This is a genomic window from Marinobacterium lutimaris (assembly GCF_900108065.1).
Classification (GTDB): Bacteria; Pseudomonadota; Gammaproteobacteria; order Pseudomonadales; family Balneatricaceae; genus Marinobacterium_D; species Marinobacterium_D lutimaris.
On sequence record NZ_FNVQ01000001.1, the window covers coordinates 2138397 to 2155704 of the forward strand.

15 protein-coding genes are annotated in these 17308 nt (G+C 58.6%); 8 read left to right on the plus strand and 7 right to left on the minus strand.

The genetic code is table 11. The features are described 5' to 3' along the window. The first annotated feature begins 88 nt into the window (after positions 1 to 88). Both C4S72_RS09970 and C4S72_RS09975 read left to right on the plus strand, forming a co-directional pair. A complete protein-coding gene (locus C4S72_RS09970) occupies positions 89 to 1387 on the plus strand; it encodes a DEAD/DEAH box helicase (RefSeq protein WP_104002855.1) in 1299 nt (432 codons plus the stop codon). Positions 1388 to 1642: 255 nt separating this feature from the next. Continuing rightward, entirely contained in the window at positions 1643 to 3028 is a 1386-nt protein-coding gene (locus tag C4S72_RS09975; protein ID WP_104002856.1) for a dihydrolipoyl dehydrogenase, read from the plus strand. Between the two features lie 229 nt (positions 3029 to 3257). On the opposite strand, the gene C4S72_RS26185 is transcribed toward C4S72_RS09975, so the two are convergent. Both C4S72_RS26185 and C4S72_RS09985 read right to left on the minus strand, forming a co-directional pair. After that, on the minus strand, positions 3258 to 4742 hold the full coding sequence (locus C4S72_RS26185; RefSeq protein ID WP_104002857.1) for a methyl-accepting chemotaxis protein: 1485 nt from the start codon (positions 4740 to 4742) through the stop codon (positions 3258 to 3260). Positions 4743 to 4751: 9 nt separating this feature from the next. Beyond that, positions 4752 to 5321, minus strand: coding sequence for a PAS domain-containing protein (locus tag C4S72_RS09985; protein WP_235009082.1), 570 nt, complete (start codon positions 5319 to 5321; stop codon positions 4752 to 4754). A 428-nt stretch (positions 5322 to 5749) separates the two neighbouring features. On the opposite strand from C4S72_RS09985, the gene C4S72_RS09990 reads away from it, so the two are divergent. The 6 genes from C4S72_RS09990 to C4S72_RS10020 all read left to right on the plus strand — a co-directional run bounded on the left by C4S72_RS09990 (position 5750) and on the right by C4S72_RS10020 (position 12126). Then, positions 5750 to 6748, plus strand: a complete 999-nt coding sequence (locus tag C4S72_RS09990; RefSeq protein WP_104002858.1) for a cytochrome-c peroxidase — start codon at positions 5750 to 5752, stop codon at positions 6746 to 6748. A 767-nt stretch (positions 6749 to 7515) separates the two neighbouring features. Next, positions 7516 to 8373 (plus strand): MBL fold metallo-hydrolase, encoded by an 858-nt coding sequence (locus tag C4S72_RS10000; protein WP_104002860.1) that lies wholly within the window; start codon positions 7516 to 7518, stop codon positions 8371 to 8373. A gap of 8 nt (positions 8374 to 8381) precedes the next feature. Beyond that, entirely contained in the window at positions 8382 to 10181 is a 1800-nt protein-coding gene (locus C4S72_RS10005) for a SulP family inorganic anion transporter (RefSeq protein WP_104002861.1), read from the plus strand. Then, complete coding sequence (locus C4S72_RS10010; protein ID WP_104002862.1) at positions 10178 to 10558, plus strand: rhodanese-like domain-containing protein; 381 nt, start codon at positions 10178 to 10180, stop codon at positions 10556 to 10558. Before C4S72_RS10005 ends, C4S72_RS10010 begins: the two co-directional genes overlap by 4 nt. 199 nt (positions 10559 to 10757) lie before the next feature. Further along, positions 10758 to 11141 (plus strand): PA2779 family protein, encoded by a 384-nt coding sequence (locus C4S72_RS10015; protein ID WP_146071894.1) that lies wholly within the window; start codon positions 10758 to 10760, stop codon positions 11139 to 11141. Next, complete coding sequence (locus tag C4S72_RS10020; RefSeq protein ID WP_104002864.1) at positions 11122 to 12126, plus strand: PA2778 family cysteine peptidase; 1005 nt, start codon at positions 11122 to 11124, stop codon at positions 12124 to 12126. Before C4S72_RS10015 ends, C4S72_RS10020 begins: the two co-directional genes overlap by 20 nt. A gap of 76 nt (positions 12127 to 12202) precedes the next feature. On the opposite strand, the gene C4S72_RS10025 is transcribed toward C4S72_RS10020, so the two are convergent. The 5 genes from C4S72_RS10025 to C4S72_RS10045 all read right to left on the minus strand — a co-directional run bounded on the left by C4S72_RS10025 (position 12203) and on the right by C4S72_RS10045 (position 17305). Next, a complete protein-coding gene (locus C4S72_RS10025) occupies positions 12203 to 12934 on the minus strand; it encodes a class II aldolase/adducin family protein (RefSeq protein ID WP_200826711.1) in 732 nt (243 codons plus the stop codon). Then, positions 12931 to 14466, minus strand: coding sequence for an amino acid ABC transporter permease/ATP-binding protein (locus tag C4S72_RS10030; RefSeq protein ID WP_104002865.1), 1536 nt, complete (start codon positions 14464 to 14466; stop codon positions 12931 to 12933). Before C4S72_RS10030 ends, C4S72_RS10025 begins: the two co-directional genes overlap by 4 nt. Before the next feature lie 34 nt (positions 14467 to 14500). Continuing rightward, positions 14501 to 15292, minus strand: coding sequence for an ABC transporter substrate-binding protein (locus C4S72_RS10035; protein ID WP_235009120.1), 792 nt, complete (start codon positions 15290 to 15292; stop codon positions 14501 to 14503). A gap of 68 nt (positions 15293 to 15360) precedes the next feature. After that, positions 15361 to 16449, minus strand: a complete 1089-nt coding sequence (locus C4S72_RS10040; RefSeq protein ID WP_104002867.1) for an isopenicillin N synthase family dioxygenase — start codon at positions 16447 to 16449, stop codon at positions 15361 to 15363. Positions 16450 to 16459: 10 nt separating this feature from the next. After that, positions 16460 to 17305, minus strand: coding sequence for a sugar phosphate isomerase/epimerase family protein (locus C4S72_RS10045; RefSeq protein WP_104002868.1), 846 nt, complete (start codon positions 17303 to 17305; stop codon positions 16460 to 16462). Positions 17306 to 17308 lie beyond the last annotated feature (3 nt).

Genomic DNA, 17308 nt, shown 5'->3' on the forward strand with positions numbered 1-17308 from the left:
TTCCCGAGAGCGCCCCAGTACCGGCTCCTTAGCCCGGCCTTTTGCACCTTTCCGGTTCTCGTCACACCTTAGATACAGAGAGTAATTAATGAGTTTTGCCAGTCTCGGCCTGTCCGATCCTATTCTTAAAGCCGTCGCCGAACAGGGTTACGACACTCCCTCCCCGATCCAGCAGCAGGCGATTCCCGCCGTACTGGAAGGCAAGGATGTCATGGCCGCTGCGCAGACCGGTACCGGCAAGACCGCAGGCTTTACCCTGCCGATTCTGGAAAGACTGATTCCCGGTGAGCGCGCCAAGCCCAACCAGGCTCGCGTACTGATCCTGACACCGACCCGCGAGCTCGCCGCCCAGGTGGGCGAAAGCGTGGCCACTTACGGCAAGTACCTGCCGCTGCGCTCCGCCATCGTCTTCGGCGGCGTCAAGATCAACCCGCAGATGATGGCCCTGCGCAAGGGCGCTGACGTACTGATCGCCACCCCGGGCCGTCTGCTCGACCTTTACAAGCAGAACGCCGTACGCTTCGACAACCTCGAAGTGCTGGTGCTGGATGAAGCGGACCGCATGCTCGACATGGGCTTTATCCACGACATCAAACGCATCCTGGCGCTGCTGCCGGCCAAGCGTCAGAACCTGCTGTTCTCCGCCACCTTCTCCAGCGAGATCCGCGCCCTGGCCAAAGGTCTGGTACAGGATCCCGTTGAAGTGTCGGTGACGCCGCGTAACTCCACCGCGGATACCGTCAAGCAGTGGATCGCGCCGGTGGACAAAAAGCAGAAGTCTCCGCTGCTGATCAAGCTAATAAAGGACAACAGCTGGCACCAGGTGCTGGTGTTCACCCGCACCAAACATGGCGCCAACAAGCTGAGCACCCAGCTGGAAAAAGCCGGTATCAAGGCCGCGGCTATTCACGGCAACAAGAGCCAGAACGCCCGTACCAAGGCGCTGAAAGAGTTCAAGGACAACAGCCTGCAGGTGCTGGTAGCGACCGATATCGCCGCCCGCGGTCTGGATATCGATCAGCTGCCCCAGGTCGTCAACTATGACCTGCCCAACGTGGCCGAGGATTACGTGCACCGCATCGGCCGTACAGGTCGTGCCGGCGCCACCGGTCAGGCGGTATCCCTGGTCTGCGCCGATGAGCTGGACCAGCTGCGCGCCATCGAGCGTCTGACCAGCAAGCTGCTGGAGCGCGAGATCATCGAAGGCTTCGATCCGACCCACGCACTACCGGAAACCACCCTGGATACCCGCCCGGCCCGCCGTCGTCGCCCGAAGAAGCCCAAGCCGCAGCACCGCGACGGCCAGCGCTCCGGCGATACCCACCGCGGGCATCAGCCGCGCAGCAAGGGCAGCAACAACGCACCGCGTAGCCCGAAACAGCGCTAATATCCGCAACGCTTAACGAATGGCTGGAACCTCGGTTCCGGCCATTTTTCTTTTACCTTTATGCAAACATTGTTAGCGTCAGAAAGTACCGCTTCCATCGGCGCGAGACGCGCCTCCCATCCTCACCAGTATACTTCCCCAGTTAAGCTTCTATCCTCCTTAAGAACAAAGTCTGATCTGGGACTAGGATCTCCAGAGGCCATAAATTAGATTATCCTTAATTAAAACCAACATCGTTCAACGGGAGAGGAAAGGATGCGCAGCACTCAAGTCGCGGTTATCGGCGCCGGAAGCGCCGGGCTCAACGCTTATCGTCAAGCCCGAAAACATACCGATTCCGTATTACTGATCGATCCAGGTCCGCTCGGCACCACCTGTGCCCGGGTCGGCTGCATGCCCAGCAAACTGCTGATTGCCGCCGCCGATGCAGCCTGGAACGCCCGCCAGGCGCAGGCGCTGGGTGTTCACGTCGGCGACCTCCATATCGATGGCAAGGCGGTGATGAAGCGTGTGCAGGAGATGCGCGATCGCTTTGTCGGCAAGGTACTCAGTGGTATGTCGGGCATTCCCACAGAGCACCAAGTGCATCAGTCAGTCCGCTTTGTCGCGGATCACCTGCTGGAAACCGCCGATGGTGAGCAGATCGAAGCGGAACGGATCGTGATTGCCACCGGCTCCCGCCCTGCGATCCCCAAGTTTCTTTACAACGCCGATGACCGGATGCTGGTCAACGATGACCTGTTTGAACTGACCGAGCTGCCCGAATCCGTGGTGGTGTTTGGCCCCGGCGTTATCGGCCTGGAGCTGGGTCAGGCGCTGCATCGCCTCGGAGTGCGTGTGCGCATGTTCGGTGTCGGCGGAGCCATCGGCCCTCTGGGCGATTCAGAGCTGCTCGTCTGCGCCGCGAAGACCTTCGGGGGTGAATACCCGCTGGATGCCGATGCCAGGGTAACCCAGGTCGAACGCTCCGACGCTGGCGTGCGTGTCAGCTTTACCGACCCGCAGGGCAAGGAACAGAGCGAGAGCTTCGATTATCTGCTCGCCGCCACCGGCCGCCGCCCCAACGTGGATAATCTGGGGCTGGAGAACACCTCGCTGGAACTGGACGAGCACGGTATCCCTCTGTTCGATACCGAAACCCTGCAATGCGGCAACAGCGCCGTGTTTATCGCCGGAGATGCCAACAACCACCTGCCGCTGCTGCACGAGGCCTCGGACGAAGGCCATATCGCAGGGGGCAACGCCGGCCGCTACCCGGACGTTCGCGCCGGCCACCGCACTCAGCCTCTGGCGGTGGTGTTCAGTGATCCGCAGATCGCCACGGTCGGTATGAGCACCGCCAAGATCGCTCAGTACGACACCCGCCTTGTCGCCAGTGCCTCGCTCGCTTTTGCCGATGTGGCACGAGCCAAGGTACTGAACCGGACCGAAGGGTTGATGAAGGTCTGGGCCGACCGCAAAACCGGCAGGCTGCTTGGCGCCGAGCTGCTCGGGCCGGATGTGGAGCATCTTGCCCACCTGCTGGCCTGGGCCATGGAACGGGGCCAGACTCTGGATGAGATGCTCGCCATGCCCTACTACCACCCGGTGCTGGAAGAGGGGCTTAGATCCCTGCTACGTGAACTCAAGGCCTCACTCTGAAATGAGCCGGCCAAGAGCGACGCAGCGAACAGTCTCGAGCCGTATGGCAAGCAAAGATGACGAGCGCCGATAGGTAAGAATCGATCTTAAACCCTGAGGCACTTGAGAAAAGCGACGCAACACATCAAGCGGCAAACAGTCCCTCCGACCACTTCAGGCAGGCGTAAAAAAAGCCGGTTGGACTGGCAGTCTACCCGGCTTTAACAGAAGCTTTAGTGTAAACCGGCGTTCAGCTGCGGCGCTCTTTCTCTTCCACCATATCGCTGATGCAGCTGATAACGCCCTTGCTGGCCAGTTCCGCATCGCTGACGCAGCCCACCAGATCATTCAGCACGCTGTCATCCCTTACCCAGTCTTTCTTAACCAGCGTCAGCGCTTCCTGCACGTTGTTATGCACATCGGCGTGGTAACCCTCCAGCTTGCGATAGGCCGAGGAAGTACCGTAGGCGTCCTTACCACCACCCTGGTAGTACCAGTTGCCCAGGCGGCAGGAGAAGTGGTCGACCGCAACGGCATCGGCCTCGCTGCCTTCACCGTTATTCTCCAGCGCAATGTAGCCGTTCTGCATGTAGATCACATGATCGAGCTGCACCAGCGACGCGAACGCGCGTTCCTTGGTGCGCGACATCAGGGTGATGGTCTTCTGCGCTGCCGAAGCCACGCTGTCAAAGTTGGCGTAGAAGTTATCGACCTCGGTACCGATCGCCTTGGTCTGCTCACCCACTGCAAAGGTCTGAGACACCACATCGACAATCTGCTCCTGCAGATCGGTGATAATGGTGCTGATCTCACCCGTGGAGGAACGCGTGCGAGTGGCCAGATTGCGCACCTCATCGGCCACCACCGCAAAGCCGCGACCTACCTCACCGGCCCGGGCCGCTTCGATCGCCGCGTTCAGCGCCAGCAGGTTGGTCTGCTCGGCGATCCCGGTGATCAGCTTCACTGTTTCGGCGATGGTTGAGCTCTGGCTCTCCAGGCGCTTGGCGGCCTGCTCCACCCTTTCCATGCGGTTGTTGACGTCTTCCACCGCTTTCTTCAGATCCGCCACGGTCGCCTGGCTGGTCTGCGCACCGTCCCGGCTCTCGGCTGCGATGTTGAGCACATCATCCATGCGGCTGGACAGCACGCCCAGCTCGGTCTGGCTGTTTTTCAGATTGGTCAGCAGGTTGGAGGTGTTCAGGTGATGCAACTCACTCATCAGGCGGTTCTGGCGGGCGAAGTTGTCCGCATCCTCCATCCCTTTGATCGCCACGTTCACGTTGCTCATCATCTTGCCAAATTCGCCGGGCAGACCATTCACCAGGCCCTTGCGGTAAAACTCCCGGCGGCTGGATGCCTGAAAGCTGTTGGAGAGTTCCTTGAAATTGGTTTCCACAATGTCGAGAAAATCGTTCAGCGACCAGGCGACCTTGCCGATCTCGCCCAGGCCCTTGGTATGGGTGATGCGCACATGGGTATTGCCCTTGCGCGCCTCATCCAGGGTGTCTTTGATGCGAATCAGAGCAGCGATCGGTTTGCAGTGGTCACGCCAGGAATACCAGGCAAAACCGATCGTCAGCAGCGGAAACGCCACGTTGATAAAGCTGATGCCATAATTGTAGGCATTGACCGCGCTGACGATCACCGTGAACAGCACGAAAACGACACAGGTGATCGCGTATTTCTGTTCGATAAACGGGATGGACTGACTGACGCCACTGGTTTTGGTTTTCATCAGCAATCCTTATAGATACTTCTGATAAAGAGAAATAATGAATTCTTCGTAGCTGGGGTAGCCCGCTGCCCGGCACTGCTCCATCAGCCAATCCCAGCTCGCCCTGGGGCCTTCTGCTTTCCCCTTGGACTTTTCAATCGCCAGCATCTGTCGGTAAAGGCCCATGGCCGCCTCTTTCGCGGCCGCCGGAGCGCAACGCCGCACCGAGTAGAAGCCGATCAGCTTGTTGTCGTGGTAATCGGGTGTGATATTGGCAAAGACCCAGTAGTAATTATCGTCTGCGGTTCTGTTCTTCACGAAACCGAAAAACTCCCGGCCCGCATTAACCGATTTCCACAGGCCGTAGAAGACGCCTCGCGGCATATCCTCGTGGCGGATAATGTTATGAGGCTGACCAAGGAGCGCAGGTTCGGAAAAGTTGGAGACGCGCATGAAAACGCGGTTGGCGTAGGTGATTTTACCTTTGAGGTCGGTTTTGCTGACGATCAGTTCGTCATTGTCAAAGGTCACTTCCTGATTGGACGTAGCCACAAACAACATCTCCAAAGACAACGGGCTGCAGTGGGCGCCCGGTTCCATCTGCAAGCCCACCTGAGAAAATACTGATTGTTGAGAACCGGCAATCCGCCAACTCTAACTCTGACAGACAATCTAACTCTGACAGACAACGCTCGCCTGCCCGGCCCCGTCAGAAAAACACACCGGAAACACCGCCACGCACAGAGGTTGCGCCTACCCAACTTAGAGCCAGGCGGGCGGCAATTCAATAATTAATGGATGTCATTTGTATATTTACAGCTGCAGTTTTGACCGAAAACAAGGTTCCGTGGGCTGGATACAAAAAAATCCTGCTGCAGAGCGTAAATTTCAGCGCATTTATCCTGCTCCCGGACAACTAACTTCGTCTAATTCATCACCCAGCCTCGTCGCCTGACACACGTCAACGACTTGACCGGTCAGTCAGCCCAGCATGGCCGCTGAACACATAACAAACAAGGATGCCTGTCATGTCGATCAAACGCCGTTTGCTTTATGCCGCGACAGCACTCTCTGTCGGGGCGATCTCCAGCCTCAGCCAGGCGAATGAACCGATTCAACCCATAGAGCCGGTCAAAGAGGTCAATGTCGCCCTGGCCGAACTGGGCAAAAAGCTCTACTTCGATCCCCGCCTGTCCAAATCCGGTTTTATCTCCTGCAACTCCTGCCACAACCTCAGCATGGGCGGTACCGACAACCTGAAAACCTCCATCGGCCATAACTGGCAGCAGGGGCCGATCAACTCACCTACGGTACTCAACTCAAGCCTGAACCTGGCGCAGTTCTGGGATGGCCGCGCAGCGGACCTGAAAGAACAGGCTGGCGGGCCGATCGCCAACCCCGGCGAGATGGCGTTCACCCATACGCTGGCGGTGGATCTACTGAAGTCGATCCCCGGCTACGTGCATGAATTCCGCCTCACCTTCGGCAACGACGAGATCAACATCGACCAGGTCACCGATGCCATCGCCGAATTCGAAAAAACCCTGGTGACACCGGACTCGCCGTTCGACCAGTGGCTTCTTGGGGACGAAGACGCACTGACTGCGGATGAGCTGGCCGGCTATAAACTGTTCAAAGACAGCGGCTGCGTTGCCTGCCACAACGGCGAGGCCGTGGGTGGCAGCTCGTTCCAGAAAATGGGTGTTGTTGAGCCTTACCAGACCAACAACGAGGTAGAGGGCCGGGTCGCCGTCACTGGTGTGGATGCCGACCGCTTCATGTTCAAAGTGCCAACCCTGCGTAACGTGGAACTGACCTATCCGTACTTCCACGACGGTGAAGCCCAGACCCTGACCGAAGCGGTGGATATCATGGGCCGCCTGCAGCTGGGTCGCCAGTTTACCGATGGCGAGAACGCGCAGATTGTGGCTTTCCTGAAGTCACTGACCGGCCAGCAGCCCAGCTTCCAGTTGCCGATCCTGCCGCCCTCCTCCGAGAACACTCCACCGCCGCAACCGTTCGAGTAACCTGCAGTACACTTGAAAGAGCCTCCTCCTGCACGGAGGCTCTTTCATTGTCGCTCTTAAACCACCTCCTGTGGAGGTGGTGATCGTTTAGTCGAGGCTATGCCTTTCTCGCGCCGTATCGAGAAGTGGGCTCGATGTCTCATGGCTATCTGAGCGCAGCAATCCATCCCCTTTGGTGCAGCCGAGCATCGCAGACTGAAAGAGAGATAAGGGACAGGCTGTTTGAGCAGCAACGCTGCGAGTTTCCTGTCCCGCTCTTTCAGACGAGAAGCACAGGGGAGTCGGCGCAGCCGACCAAACCATAGGGGCGGTTTGGGATTGCAAAGAGACTTGTCCGTACAAGTCTCTTTGCTCGGCAGCAGCCGAAACCGGCCTCGTAAAGGACGCGGATACGGGGATTCATTCGTCGGTAGGTTTATCCAAACTCTCTTATAGGGAGCTTGATGCAAATCAAGCCTGCTATACAGGTGGATTTGCCAATTAAGCCCCAGCGATACAAAAGCCGCGACACGAAAGTGTCGGAGTCTGCTTTAGACTCCAGGCCAGCGGCACTGAACGCCGAAATCGGGCTAAGCTTTCCCTGCATGCAGCTTCTCATCCCGGCTCCAGGCTTGAGCCAAACATCGTTTCGGCCAGACTCTTATGAGCCAGCATGCTTGGCTTCAACCATTATATTCCATTTAATTATTTGCTTATTCTATATAATTATATTCTAATATTTAGAAGATCATATCCCCACCTACATCTCATCAACCGTGGGAGCTCAGATGCAGATTATTCCTTTTTTCGACAAGGCCACCTTCACCTTCAGCTACATCGTTATCGATGAAGCGACGCGCCAGTGCACCCTTATCGACTCCGTGCTGGATTACGACGCCGCCTCCGGGCGCACCTCCACCGCCAGTGCCGACCGGCTGATCAGCTATGTGCGCGAACACCAGCTAAGTGTGGAGTGGATTCTGGAAACCCATGTTCATGCCGATCACCTTAGCGCGGCGCCTTACTTGAAGCAGGTCCTCGGCGGAAAATTGGGCATCGGCGAGCATATCCGTACGGTGCAGCTCACCTTTGGCAAGCTGTTCAACGCCGGTACCGAGTTCGCCACCGATGGCAGCCAGTTCGACCATCTGTTCTGTGATGACGAGACCTTTACCATCGGCAACCTGAGTGCCAGAGCTCTGCATACTCCTGGGCATACCCCGGCCTGCATGACCTACCTGATCGAAGACGCAGGCTTCGTCGGCGATACCCTGTTTATGCCGGATTACGGCACCGCGCGCTGCGACTTCCCCGGTGGCGATGCGCGTACCCTGTACCGTTCCATACAGAAGCTGCTGGCCCTGCCAGACGAAACCCGGCTGTTCATGTGCCACGACTACAAGGCGGAAGGACGCGACGAGTACCTCTGCGAAACCACCGTCGCCGAGCAGCGCCAGCACAATATCCACATCTCAGAGGGCCACAACGAAGAGAGCTTCGTGAAGATGCGCAGCGAACGTGATGCAACCCTGGGAATGCCGGTACTGATCCTGCCCTCGGTGCAGATCAACATGCGCGCCGGCGAGCTGCCGCCCGCCGAAGATAACGGCACCCGCTACCTGAAGATTCCGCTGAACAAGCTCTGAGACCAACCATGATCCGGCTTCCCAAAATTACAGCCTCGCAGCTGCTCCCCTGCCTGAGCTGGGCACGCGAATACAATCGCGATATGGCACTCAAGGATGGCCTAGCCGCGGTGATCGTCACGCTGATGCTGATTCCGCAAAGTCTCGCCTACGCCATGCTGGCGGGGCTACCGCCGGTGATCGGTCTTTATGCCAGTATCCTGCCGCTGATCGCCTATGCGCTGTTCGGCACCAGCCGCGCACTGGCAGTGGGCCCTGTGGCGGTGGTCTCACTGATGACCGGCGCCATCCTGATGCCGCTGTTTCCAGCGGGTAGCGCGGAGTATGTCCAGGCGGCCATGCTGATGGCGATGCTCTCCGGTCTGATTCTGATCGGCATGTCGCTGCTGCGACTCGGTTTCCTGGTCAACTTTCTCAGCCACCCGGTGGTCTCCGGCTTTGTCACCGCCTCGGGCATTCTGATCACCCTCGGCCAGCTGCGTCATATCCTCGGCATCAAGGCCGGCGGCGATACCGCCTTTGAGCTTCTGGCCTCAACGCTGGAGGGCCTTGGCGCTACCAACCTGCCGACCCTGCTGATCGGCCTCGGCAGCATCGCTTTCCTCTACCTGGCACGGAAACAGGGCAAGAGCTTCCTGGAAGCTATCGGCCTCTCAACCGGCGCTGCCGCCAATCTGAGCCGCGCCGCGCCGGTGCTGGCGCTGGTCGTCACCGCGGCACTGGTGGCCTGGCTGAACCTGGCAGAAGCCGGCGTTCCCGTGGTTGGTCAGGTACCAACCGGTTTACCCTCGCTGCAGTTGCCGACATTCGACCTGGCACTGATCTACCAGCTACTGCCCGGTGCCGTGCTGATCAGCCTGGTGGGCTTTATGGAATCGGTCTCCGTGGCGCAGACCTTTGCCGCGCGGCGGCGCCAGCGCATCCACCCCAACCAGGAACTCAGCGCCCTGGGCAGCGCCAATATCGCCTCGGCGATCAGCGGTGGTATGCCGGTGACCGGCGGTTTCTCCCGCTCCGTGGTCAGCTTTGAAGCCGGTGCCCAGACACCGCTGGCCGGTGCCCTTTCAGCCCTGGGAATTGGTGTGACGGTGATGTTCTTCACCCCACTGTTTGAGAGCCTGCCAAGGGCGGTGCTTGCGGCCACTATTATCGTCGCCGTACTCACCCTGGTGGATCTGCGCGCTATCGGCCGCACCTGGAAGTATTCGCGCCAGGACGGCCTCGCCCTGATAGCCACGCTGGTGGGCGTGCTGGTTGTCGGCGTAGAGACCGGCATTATCCTCGGACTCGCGCTGTCACTGCTACTGTTCCTCTGGCGCACCAGCAAACCGCATATGGCGGTAGTCGGCCAGTTGCCCGGCAGCCAGCACTTTCGTAACGAGGAGCGTTTTCATGTGGTGCAGAGCCCCCATGTGCTGACGGTGCGGGTGGATGAAAGCCTCTATTTCCCCAACGCCCGCTACCTGGAAGATCGTATCGCCGCACTGGTGGAATCCCATCCGGGTATCGATGCCCTGGTGCTGATGTGTCCTGGCGTGAACCTGATCGATGCCAGCGCCCTTGAAAGCCTTGAAGCGATCAATGAACGACTCGGCACCGCCGGCATCACCCTGCACCTCTCCGAGGTGAAAGGCCCGGTCATGGACCAGCTGCACAAAAGCCATCTGCTGCAACAGCTCACCGGCAACGTCTACCTGAGCCAGTACGAAGCGATGGCGGCACTGGACCCGGAAACAACACAACGCACGCTGGCGACCAAAGCGGAAGCCTGCGCAAAAAAACAGCCAATGGAGGAACAGCAATCATGAAAACGGCCATGGACCTAGTCGGCGCCGCCAAGGCACAAATTCAGGAGATCGACACAGAAGGCGCCGAGATGCAGACAAAATCTGCCGATGCGATTATCGATGTACGTGAACCCGATGAGTTTGCCGCCGGCCATCTGCCGGGCGCGATCAATATTCCGCGCGGCCTGCTGGAGTTCAAGCTGAGTGCCGACGAGGCCCTGTCTGCACGGGATCTGAATATCCTGCTCTACTGCAAGACCAGCGGCCGTGCGGCCCTGGCGGCACAGGCGATGAAAGAGATGGGCTACCTGCATGTCAGCTCGATCAGCGGCGGCTTCGACGCCTGGCTGCAAGCCGGCAAGCCGGTATTTACACCCAGCCTGCCGGACTTCGACTAAGCTTTCAGCGCCTAAATTCAACCTCCAAAACCGCGGCCCCGCCCTGGCAGTCGCCGCGGTTTTGCCTGTCGCAAAGATAAAATCATCTCCCCTGTTCACGCCAAATTATGCGCAAAAATGAACTTTCGCTAATACTGGTTATCGGACAAAACGTTCCATTTAACCAACAAGGCCCGATGAGCAGGGCCTGGGAGAGACCATGACAAACCATCCGACACGTAGCCGTTTTCTTGCCTGGATTCTCATGGCGTTGTTCACCTTCGCCGGCGTTCAGGTACCCGCCTCAGCCGCCATTGTCACCACTGACCAAATAGCCGCCGACTCCCACCTCGAAGATCGACGGTCTGAAATCAAAGAGATGCTGACCCGCGACGACGTCAAGCAACAGCTGGTGGATCTGGGCGTGGATGTGAACCATGTACAGGACCGTGTCGATAGCATGACCGCAAGCGAACTGGCCCAGCTTGACGGTAAGATGGATGATCTTCCCGCCGGCGGTATTCTCGGTGCCGTTCTGGCCGTTATCCTGATTCTTGTTCTTCTGGATCTGCTCGGCGCCACCGATGTATTCCCCAATATCTAAGCGCTCAGCCGCGCCCGGGCACACGCCCGGGCGCTCCGTTTTCTGTCCCCTGTTTGCCCTGTTTGCCACCTTGCTTATGCTCGGCGGCTGCAGCGCTACTCCTCAGACCAACGCCCTGTTGAGCAGTCCGCTGCCGGAGCAGGAACCGCTGAGTGCGGAGTTGACCGAGGTTCCCTTCTACCCTCAGGAGCAGTACCAGTGCGGCCCTGCTGCCCTGGCGACACTGCTGGAGTACAGCGGCCGGGAGGTCACACCTGACGACCTGGTGCCCAGGGTCTATGTACCTGAGCGCGAAGGGAGTTTTCAGGTCGAGATGCTCGGCGCCACGCGCCAGTATCAGCGTATCGCCTACCCCATCGAACCGCAGCTTGAGGCACTGATCGGTGCCATCGATGCCGGTTATCCGGTACTCGTGCTGCAGAACCTGGCGATGGAGTGGTACCCGCGCTGGCACTACGCAGTCGCGATCGGTTATGACCTGGAGGACGAAACCATCATTCTCCGCACCGGCGTCACCGAGCGTTATGCGGCCGATATGAAGGTGTTTGAGCGCACCTGGGAGCGCGGTGATTACTGGGGCATGGTGGCGGTTAAACCCGGCGATATGCCGCCGGATGCGGATGCCCGAGACTATTTCCAGGCGGTCGCAGCCTTTGAGCGCCCGGCGCCGGAAGTACAGGCCCGAACCGCCTGGCAAACTGGCCTGCAACACTGGCCAGACGATCGTTCACTGCTGATGGGTTATGGCAACCATCTGTATAACGCAGGCCTGCCCGCTCAGGCCGGGGAGCAGTATCTGAGGGTGACCCAGCTGTATGCGGACTATGCTCCCGCCTACAACAATCTGGCGCAGACACTGATCGACACCGGCCAACCCTCAGCGGCGCTCAATTATGCCCGCAAGGCGGTATCGCTCGGCAATGAGCAGCAAGTCGAGGTGTATCGCCAGACACTGGAGCAGGCTGAGAACGCACTGGCGGATTGAGTCTCAGCAAAGCATTTCGCGCATAAAAAAGCCTGGGAACCCCCAGGCTTTTTCGTTTCCATGCACTTAACGCCGATCAGTCCTTATAGGAAGGATCAATACGGTCCAGCTTACGCAGCCAGGCCTGCCATACCATCTGGCGCTCAGATTCGGTCGCCTTGAACTGGCCACAGACGTACTGCGCCAGCGACTCTGGAATCTCCGAGACCTGTGTCAGCGCCGCCATCTGCGCGGCTGCCAGCTGGATCTCACACGCCTTATTCAGGTAATACATCACCTGGAAGGCATCGGCGATGGTTTCACCGACGCTGAGCAGGCCATGACTCTGCAAAATCAGCGCGATGTTATCGCCCAGTGACTGCTGAATCCGCTCACGCTCCTCCAGGTTGAACGCCACCCCCTCGTAGGGGTGGTAGCCGACCCGGTTATAGAACTCGGCACTGATCTGGTTCAGTGTCAGCAGGCCCTTGTCACAGGCCGCCACCGCCATGCCCGGCAGGGTGTGGGTGTGGATGACGCAGTGCGCATCTTCCCGCGCCATATGCACGGCACTGTGGATGGTGAAACCGGCCGGGTTGTACTTGGCATCGCCATCGACCACCTTGCCGTTTACATCGACCACGATAAGATCGCTGGCGCGAATCTCATCGAACATATAACCGAACGGGTTAATCAGGAAGCGCGGCTCACCTTCACCCGGCAGTCGCACGGAAAAGTGAGTGTAGATTGTGTCTTCCCAGCCCAGCATCGCTGCCAGGCGGTACGATGCAGCCAGATCGCGTCGTAGTTCCGCTTCTGTTGCCATCATGCTATTGCCTCCGCTTTACCCATAAACTCTCTTGCACGCAGCAGATTGGGTGTGCTGCTATCCGCGTTGATGATCTGCGCCGGAGACGCATCTGCCTGGATCACGCCATGTTCCATCATCACCACACGATCGGAGACGCTCAGTGCAAAATCCATCTCGTGAGTGACGATAATCAGTGTCATCCCCTCTTTCGCCAGATCCTGGATCACCTTGAGCACTTCGCCCACCATCTCCGGATCCAGCGCCGAGGTCGGCTCATCGAAGAGTATGATATCAGGTGAGAGCGCCAGGGTACGGGCGATCGCCACACGCTGCTGCTGACCGCCGGAAAGCTGATGCGGATATTTATCGGCATGCATCAGCAGCCCGACACGGTCCAGCAGATACAACGCCTGCTTGCGGTTCACTTCCAGCTCCGCCGGTTTACCGTGGTAGCGCGGCGCCATCATGATGTTTTCCAGCGCGGTTTTGTGCGGGAACAGGTTGAAGCTTTGGAACACCATGCCGATGCGTTGCATCCCGGCGCGCACCCGGTTCCGATCCGGCGTAGTGCCGCCCTTGATGAAATCTTCGCCGAACAGCACGATCTCGCCGCCGTTGAGCTCTTCCAGCATGTTCACGGTGCGGATCAGGGTAGTTTTACCCGAGCCCGACGGCCCAATCACGCTGATTACCTCACCGATGCCCACGTTCATATCAACGCTTTTGAGTACCTGGTGCTCACCGTAGGATTTCTGAATGCCGCGCAGCTGCAGCGCCTTGGGCGCACCATGGGACGGCGCCGGCTGGCGGGTCGGTAACGGCTGCACCTCTTTACGCAAACGTTCGCACTCGGCATCGCTGAGCGTACCTGGGCGACGTGAAGGCACATCGAGCTTTTTCTCGGCCCACTGCAGCACCGAGCCAAACACGGTCACGATCATCACGTAGTACACCGCCACCGCCAGCAGGGTCTCCAGCACCAGGAAGTTTTGGGCATAGAGACGCTGACCGGTCTGCAGCAGCTCCGGCAGCGAGATCGCCGATACCAGCGAGCTCAGCTTGATAATGGTGACATATTCATTGATCAGCGACGGCATGGAGATACGGATCGCCTGGGGGATCACGATCATCCGCTGCACGCCAAGGAATCCGATATTCAGGGCATGGCCCGCTTCGCGCTGGCCCTTGGCCACCGACAGCAGACCGCTGCGATGAATCTCTGCCATGTAGGCTGCTTCCGTGACCACCAGGCTCACCAGGCCGGCGATAAAGGGCACGCCGAGGAATGAGCCGGTGGAGGGAAACAGCTGAGGCAGGTTGAACACAAATACCAGTACCACCAGCAGGGGTACGCTGCGGAAGAACCACACGTACAACCCTGCCGGGATATTCAGCCAGCGATGGCTGGACATTTTCGCAGAAGCGACAAGGAAGCCCAGAGCGAGCCCTATTCCCCACGACAGCGTGCTGAGAACCACCACCGTGACACACGCTTTCCAAAACGCGGCCAGGGTAAATAACGAGAAGAAATAGTCCCAATCCAGGCTCATAATTCGCTCCTGTTTTTACGTTAACCGCCGCTCGTTATTCGACCGGCGTCAGCTCGTACTTCTCGATCAGCGCCGCGTAGGAACCGTCAGCCTTGATCTCTTCCAGCGCCTTTTCCAGCGCCTCTTTCATCTCGGTGTTGCCCTGTTTCACGTACATGCCCAGGGTCTGCGGATACACCAGTTCCGGAGAGCTGATCTCGAGACGACCCCGGGTACGCTCAACAAACATCTTGGCTGCGCCGGCAATCTCCAGCTGTGCTTCGACGTTGCGGGACATCAGCGCCTGGGAAACTTCCGGCGCGGTGGGGAATTCCTGAATCTCTACCGGCTCTTTGCCGTTGGCTTCGCAGTAATCGGTAGACAGGCTCTGCAACTGGCTGACCCAGGCGGTACCCTGCTGCAGACCGACGTTAACGCCACACAGATCTTCAGCGGTCTGAGGTTTAACCTCGCTGTCCTTCATCACCAGGATGGAGGCGCCGGTCAGACCGTAAGGAATCGCATCGGCCTTTTTCAGGCGGTCTTCGGTGATGTACATACCGGAGATAACGGCATCAAACTTGTTGGCGCCCAGGCCCAGGATCAGACCGGTGAACTTGGTGTCGTGGAAGCTGGCGGTCGCTCCCATTTTCTCTGCCAGCAGAGCGGAAATTTCCGGGTCAAAACCGACCACTTTGTCGCCGTCGTAGGATTCGAACGGCGGATAGCTGATCTCCATACCCACTTTCAGATCACCCTCTGTCATCAGGGGTGCTGCACTGACAGCCTGGCTCAGGATGCCCGCAGACAGTACGGAAAGCCCGGTTTTTACAAGCGCTTTGGTCATCTTCACGGTCATGCTCCTCAAAGGGATTATCAGTTATTCAGTTTCTTCAGATTTTTATTTCGCGGTTTTCATTTAGCGGTTTTCATATGGCCGAAGGTCTTCACTGCGGTTGCCCGCTCCGGCATGGAAAGCTCACCCTTGGCGACCTTGTCACGCAGGTAGCTGTAGGTCTGCAGAGCCTGGCTGTACATATGCTCACCGATGCTCAGTTCCCGGTATTCTCCGGCCCCTTCACTGAACTGCGGCAGCGGTTTGATCAGGGTGTGGTAGTCGCAGGCGAAGAACAGCGGGAAGGAGTAGCGCTCCTCAGCCACCTTGCGCACCCGGTGAGAGGTAGCCACGAACTGACCGGCTGTGAGTACTTCGAGCATGTCACCGATATTGATGACCAGCGCTTCCTCATCGCCCTCTTGCCCTTTAACAGTCAGGGGAGGCGCATCGATCCATTCGCCATCCTCGTTCATCACCTCAAGGCCCGGCTTGTCGGATAGCAGCATGGTGAAGCACTCGTAATCGGTGTGGGCGCCAATACCCGGGCGGTCTTCAGCGTCGGCATCATAGGGATAATGGATCAGGCGCAGTTTTGAGGGCGGGCAGGTTACCAGAGATTCGAAATAATCCTCAGATAAATCAAGCGCCAGCGCGAATCCGGAGAACAGTTTGCGGCCCAGGGCAAATACGGTTTCATAGTAATCCAGTACCCAGGCGCGGAAGTTCTCATCCACCGGCCACTCGTTTTCACCGATCAGCGGGGTTTTGGCCAGCACCAGCGGATGATCGGCCGGCGCCGGAAAACCCACATCGTAGGCTTCCTTACGGTCCGGCTTGCCGGTGCCGTAGATCTCTTCACCCTCCGGCACGAAGCCCTTGTGGCTTTTGGAAGCACCGATGTAGTAATCCATCTTGGTATCGATCGACTGGGCGAAGAACCACTTGGCCGCTTCACGCAGCTTGGCGATCTTCTGCTTGGGAATGCCGTGACCGGTCACATAGAGGAAACCCACTTCACGGGCCGCTTTGCCCATCTCTTCGGCGACTTTCTTGCGCTCATCCAGACTGTCACTGAACAGACCGGATACGTTGACCAGCGGGATCGACTGAAACGCTCTGGTTTCCTGGCCTTTTGCTTCACTGGCACTGCTTGTCTGACTGCTCATGATCTACTTCCTAAACAGACTGGATGAATTGGTTAAAGTGACGGCGCTCTTCGATCGCCATGCGCTCGTTCAGCGACCAGAGATCGGCCACCGGCACGTTGGTAAACGGCAGGTGATGCAGGTATCCGTCAGGGCCAAACTCGGTGGTCAACGTGCTGCGTTCATACCCCTTCTCGATATGCTTGCGCCACACCGCTTCCCAGATCGACTGGTGGAACTCCAGTGCGCCCCGGTATTCCGGCGCATCCGGATGCGGCACCTGCGGCCCCTGGTCGTAACCGACACGGGCCTGAATGTGGTGAACGCGGTCGATAAAGGCGCTGAGATCATCCTTGGGATGGTTCAGCAGTCGCTCGCACACCAGCACCCAGTGGCTGATATCGGTGGTGAACTGCAGCTGCGGCAGCTGGCGAATCAGATCCAGCGTGACCCAGGGGCTGTACAGCGACGTGCCGCGATGGGTTTCAAAACTGCAGAGGATGCCGTGCTTGTCGGCCAGCTCCTGCGCCCTGCCGAAAAACTCCACCTGTTCCGCCATGGGCCAGCGGTCATTCCCCGGCAGCACGTTGATAAAGCGCGGCGACAGCTCCGCCGCGGCATCCAGCAGCCGATCCATGCGCGCCAGATGATCGGCGCTGGTCTCGGCCTGGTCCGGGATTACATCGCCGCCAGTGAACAGGATGGCGATATGCTCCATACCGGTATTATCCAGTGCCTGGCGAAACGCTCTGCGCTCTTCCGAGGTCGCCGCTATGCGGGCCTCGACACCGGTAAAACCAACGCTTTTCAGCTGCTCGGCATAGCTTTCCAGCGGCGCGGTCACGCCCCAGAGGGTACGAAAGATATCCAGTTCCATGCG

Excerpts from the sequence above, each read along its gene's own strand:
- C4S72_RS09970 (WP_104002855.1), top strand. The coding sequence starts at position 89 with ATGAGTTTTGCCAGTCTCGGCCTGTCCGATCCTATTCTTAAAGCCGTC.
- C4S72_RS09975 (WP_104002856.1), top strand. The coding sequence starts at position 1,643 with ATGCGCAGCACTCAAGTCGCGGTTATCGGCGCCGGAAGCGCCGGGCTC.
- C4S72_RS26185 (WP_104002857.1), bottom strand. The coding sequence starts at position 4,742 with ATGAAAACCAAAACCAGTGGCGTCAGTCAGTCCATCCCGTTTATCGAA.
- C4S72_RS09985 (WP_235009082.1), bottom strand. The coding sequence starts at position 5,321 with ATGGAACCGGGCGCCCACTGCAGCCCGTTGTCTTTGGAGATGTTGTTT.
- C4S72_RS09990 (WP_104002858.1), top strand. The coding sequence starts at position 5,750 with ATGTCGATCAAACGCCGTTTGCTTTATGCCGCGACAGCACTCTCTGTC.
- C4S72_RS10000 (WP_104002860.1), top strand. The coding sequence starts at position 7,516 with ATGCAGATTATTCCTTTTTTCGACAAGGCCACCTTCACCTTCAGCTAC.
- C4S72_RS10005 (WP_104002861.1), top strand. The coding sequence starts at position 8,382 with ATGATCCGGCTTCCCAAAATTACAGCCTCGCAGCTGCTCCCCTGCCTG.
- C4S72_RS10010 (WP_104002862.1), top strand. The coding sequence starts at position 10,178 with ATGAAAACGGCCATGGACCTAGTCGGCGCCGCCAAGGCACAAATTCAG.
- C4S72_RS10015 (WP_146071894.1), top strand. The coding sequence starts at position 10,758 with ATGACAAACCATCCGACACGTAGCCGTTTTCTTGCCTGGATTCTCATG.
- C4S72_RS10020 (WP_104002864.1), top strand. The coding sequence starts at position 11,122 with ATGTATTCCCCAATATCTAAGCGCTCAGCCGCGCCCGGGCACACGCCC.
- C4S72_RS10025 (WP_200826711.1), bottom strand. The coding sequence starts at position 12,934 with ATGATGGCAACAGAAGCGGAACTACGACGCGATCTGGCTGCATCGTAC.
- C4S72_RS10030 (WP_104002865.1), bottom strand. The coding sequence starts at position 14,466 with ATGAGCCTGGATTGGGACTATTTCTTCTCGTTATTTACCCTGGCCGCG.
- C4S72_RS10035 (WP_235009120.1), bottom strand. The coding sequence starts at position 15,292 with ATGACCAAAGCGCTTGTAAAAACCGGGCTTTCCGTACTGTCTGCGGGC.
- C4S72_RS10040 (WP_104002867.1), bottom strand. The coding sequence starts at position 16,449 with ATGAGCAGTCAGACAAGCAGTGCCAGTGAAGCAAAAGGCCAGGAAACC.
- C4S72_RS10045 (WP_104002868.1), bottom strand. The coding sequence starts at position 17,305 with ATGGAACTGGATATCTTTCGTACCCTCTGGGGCGTGACCGCGCCGCTG.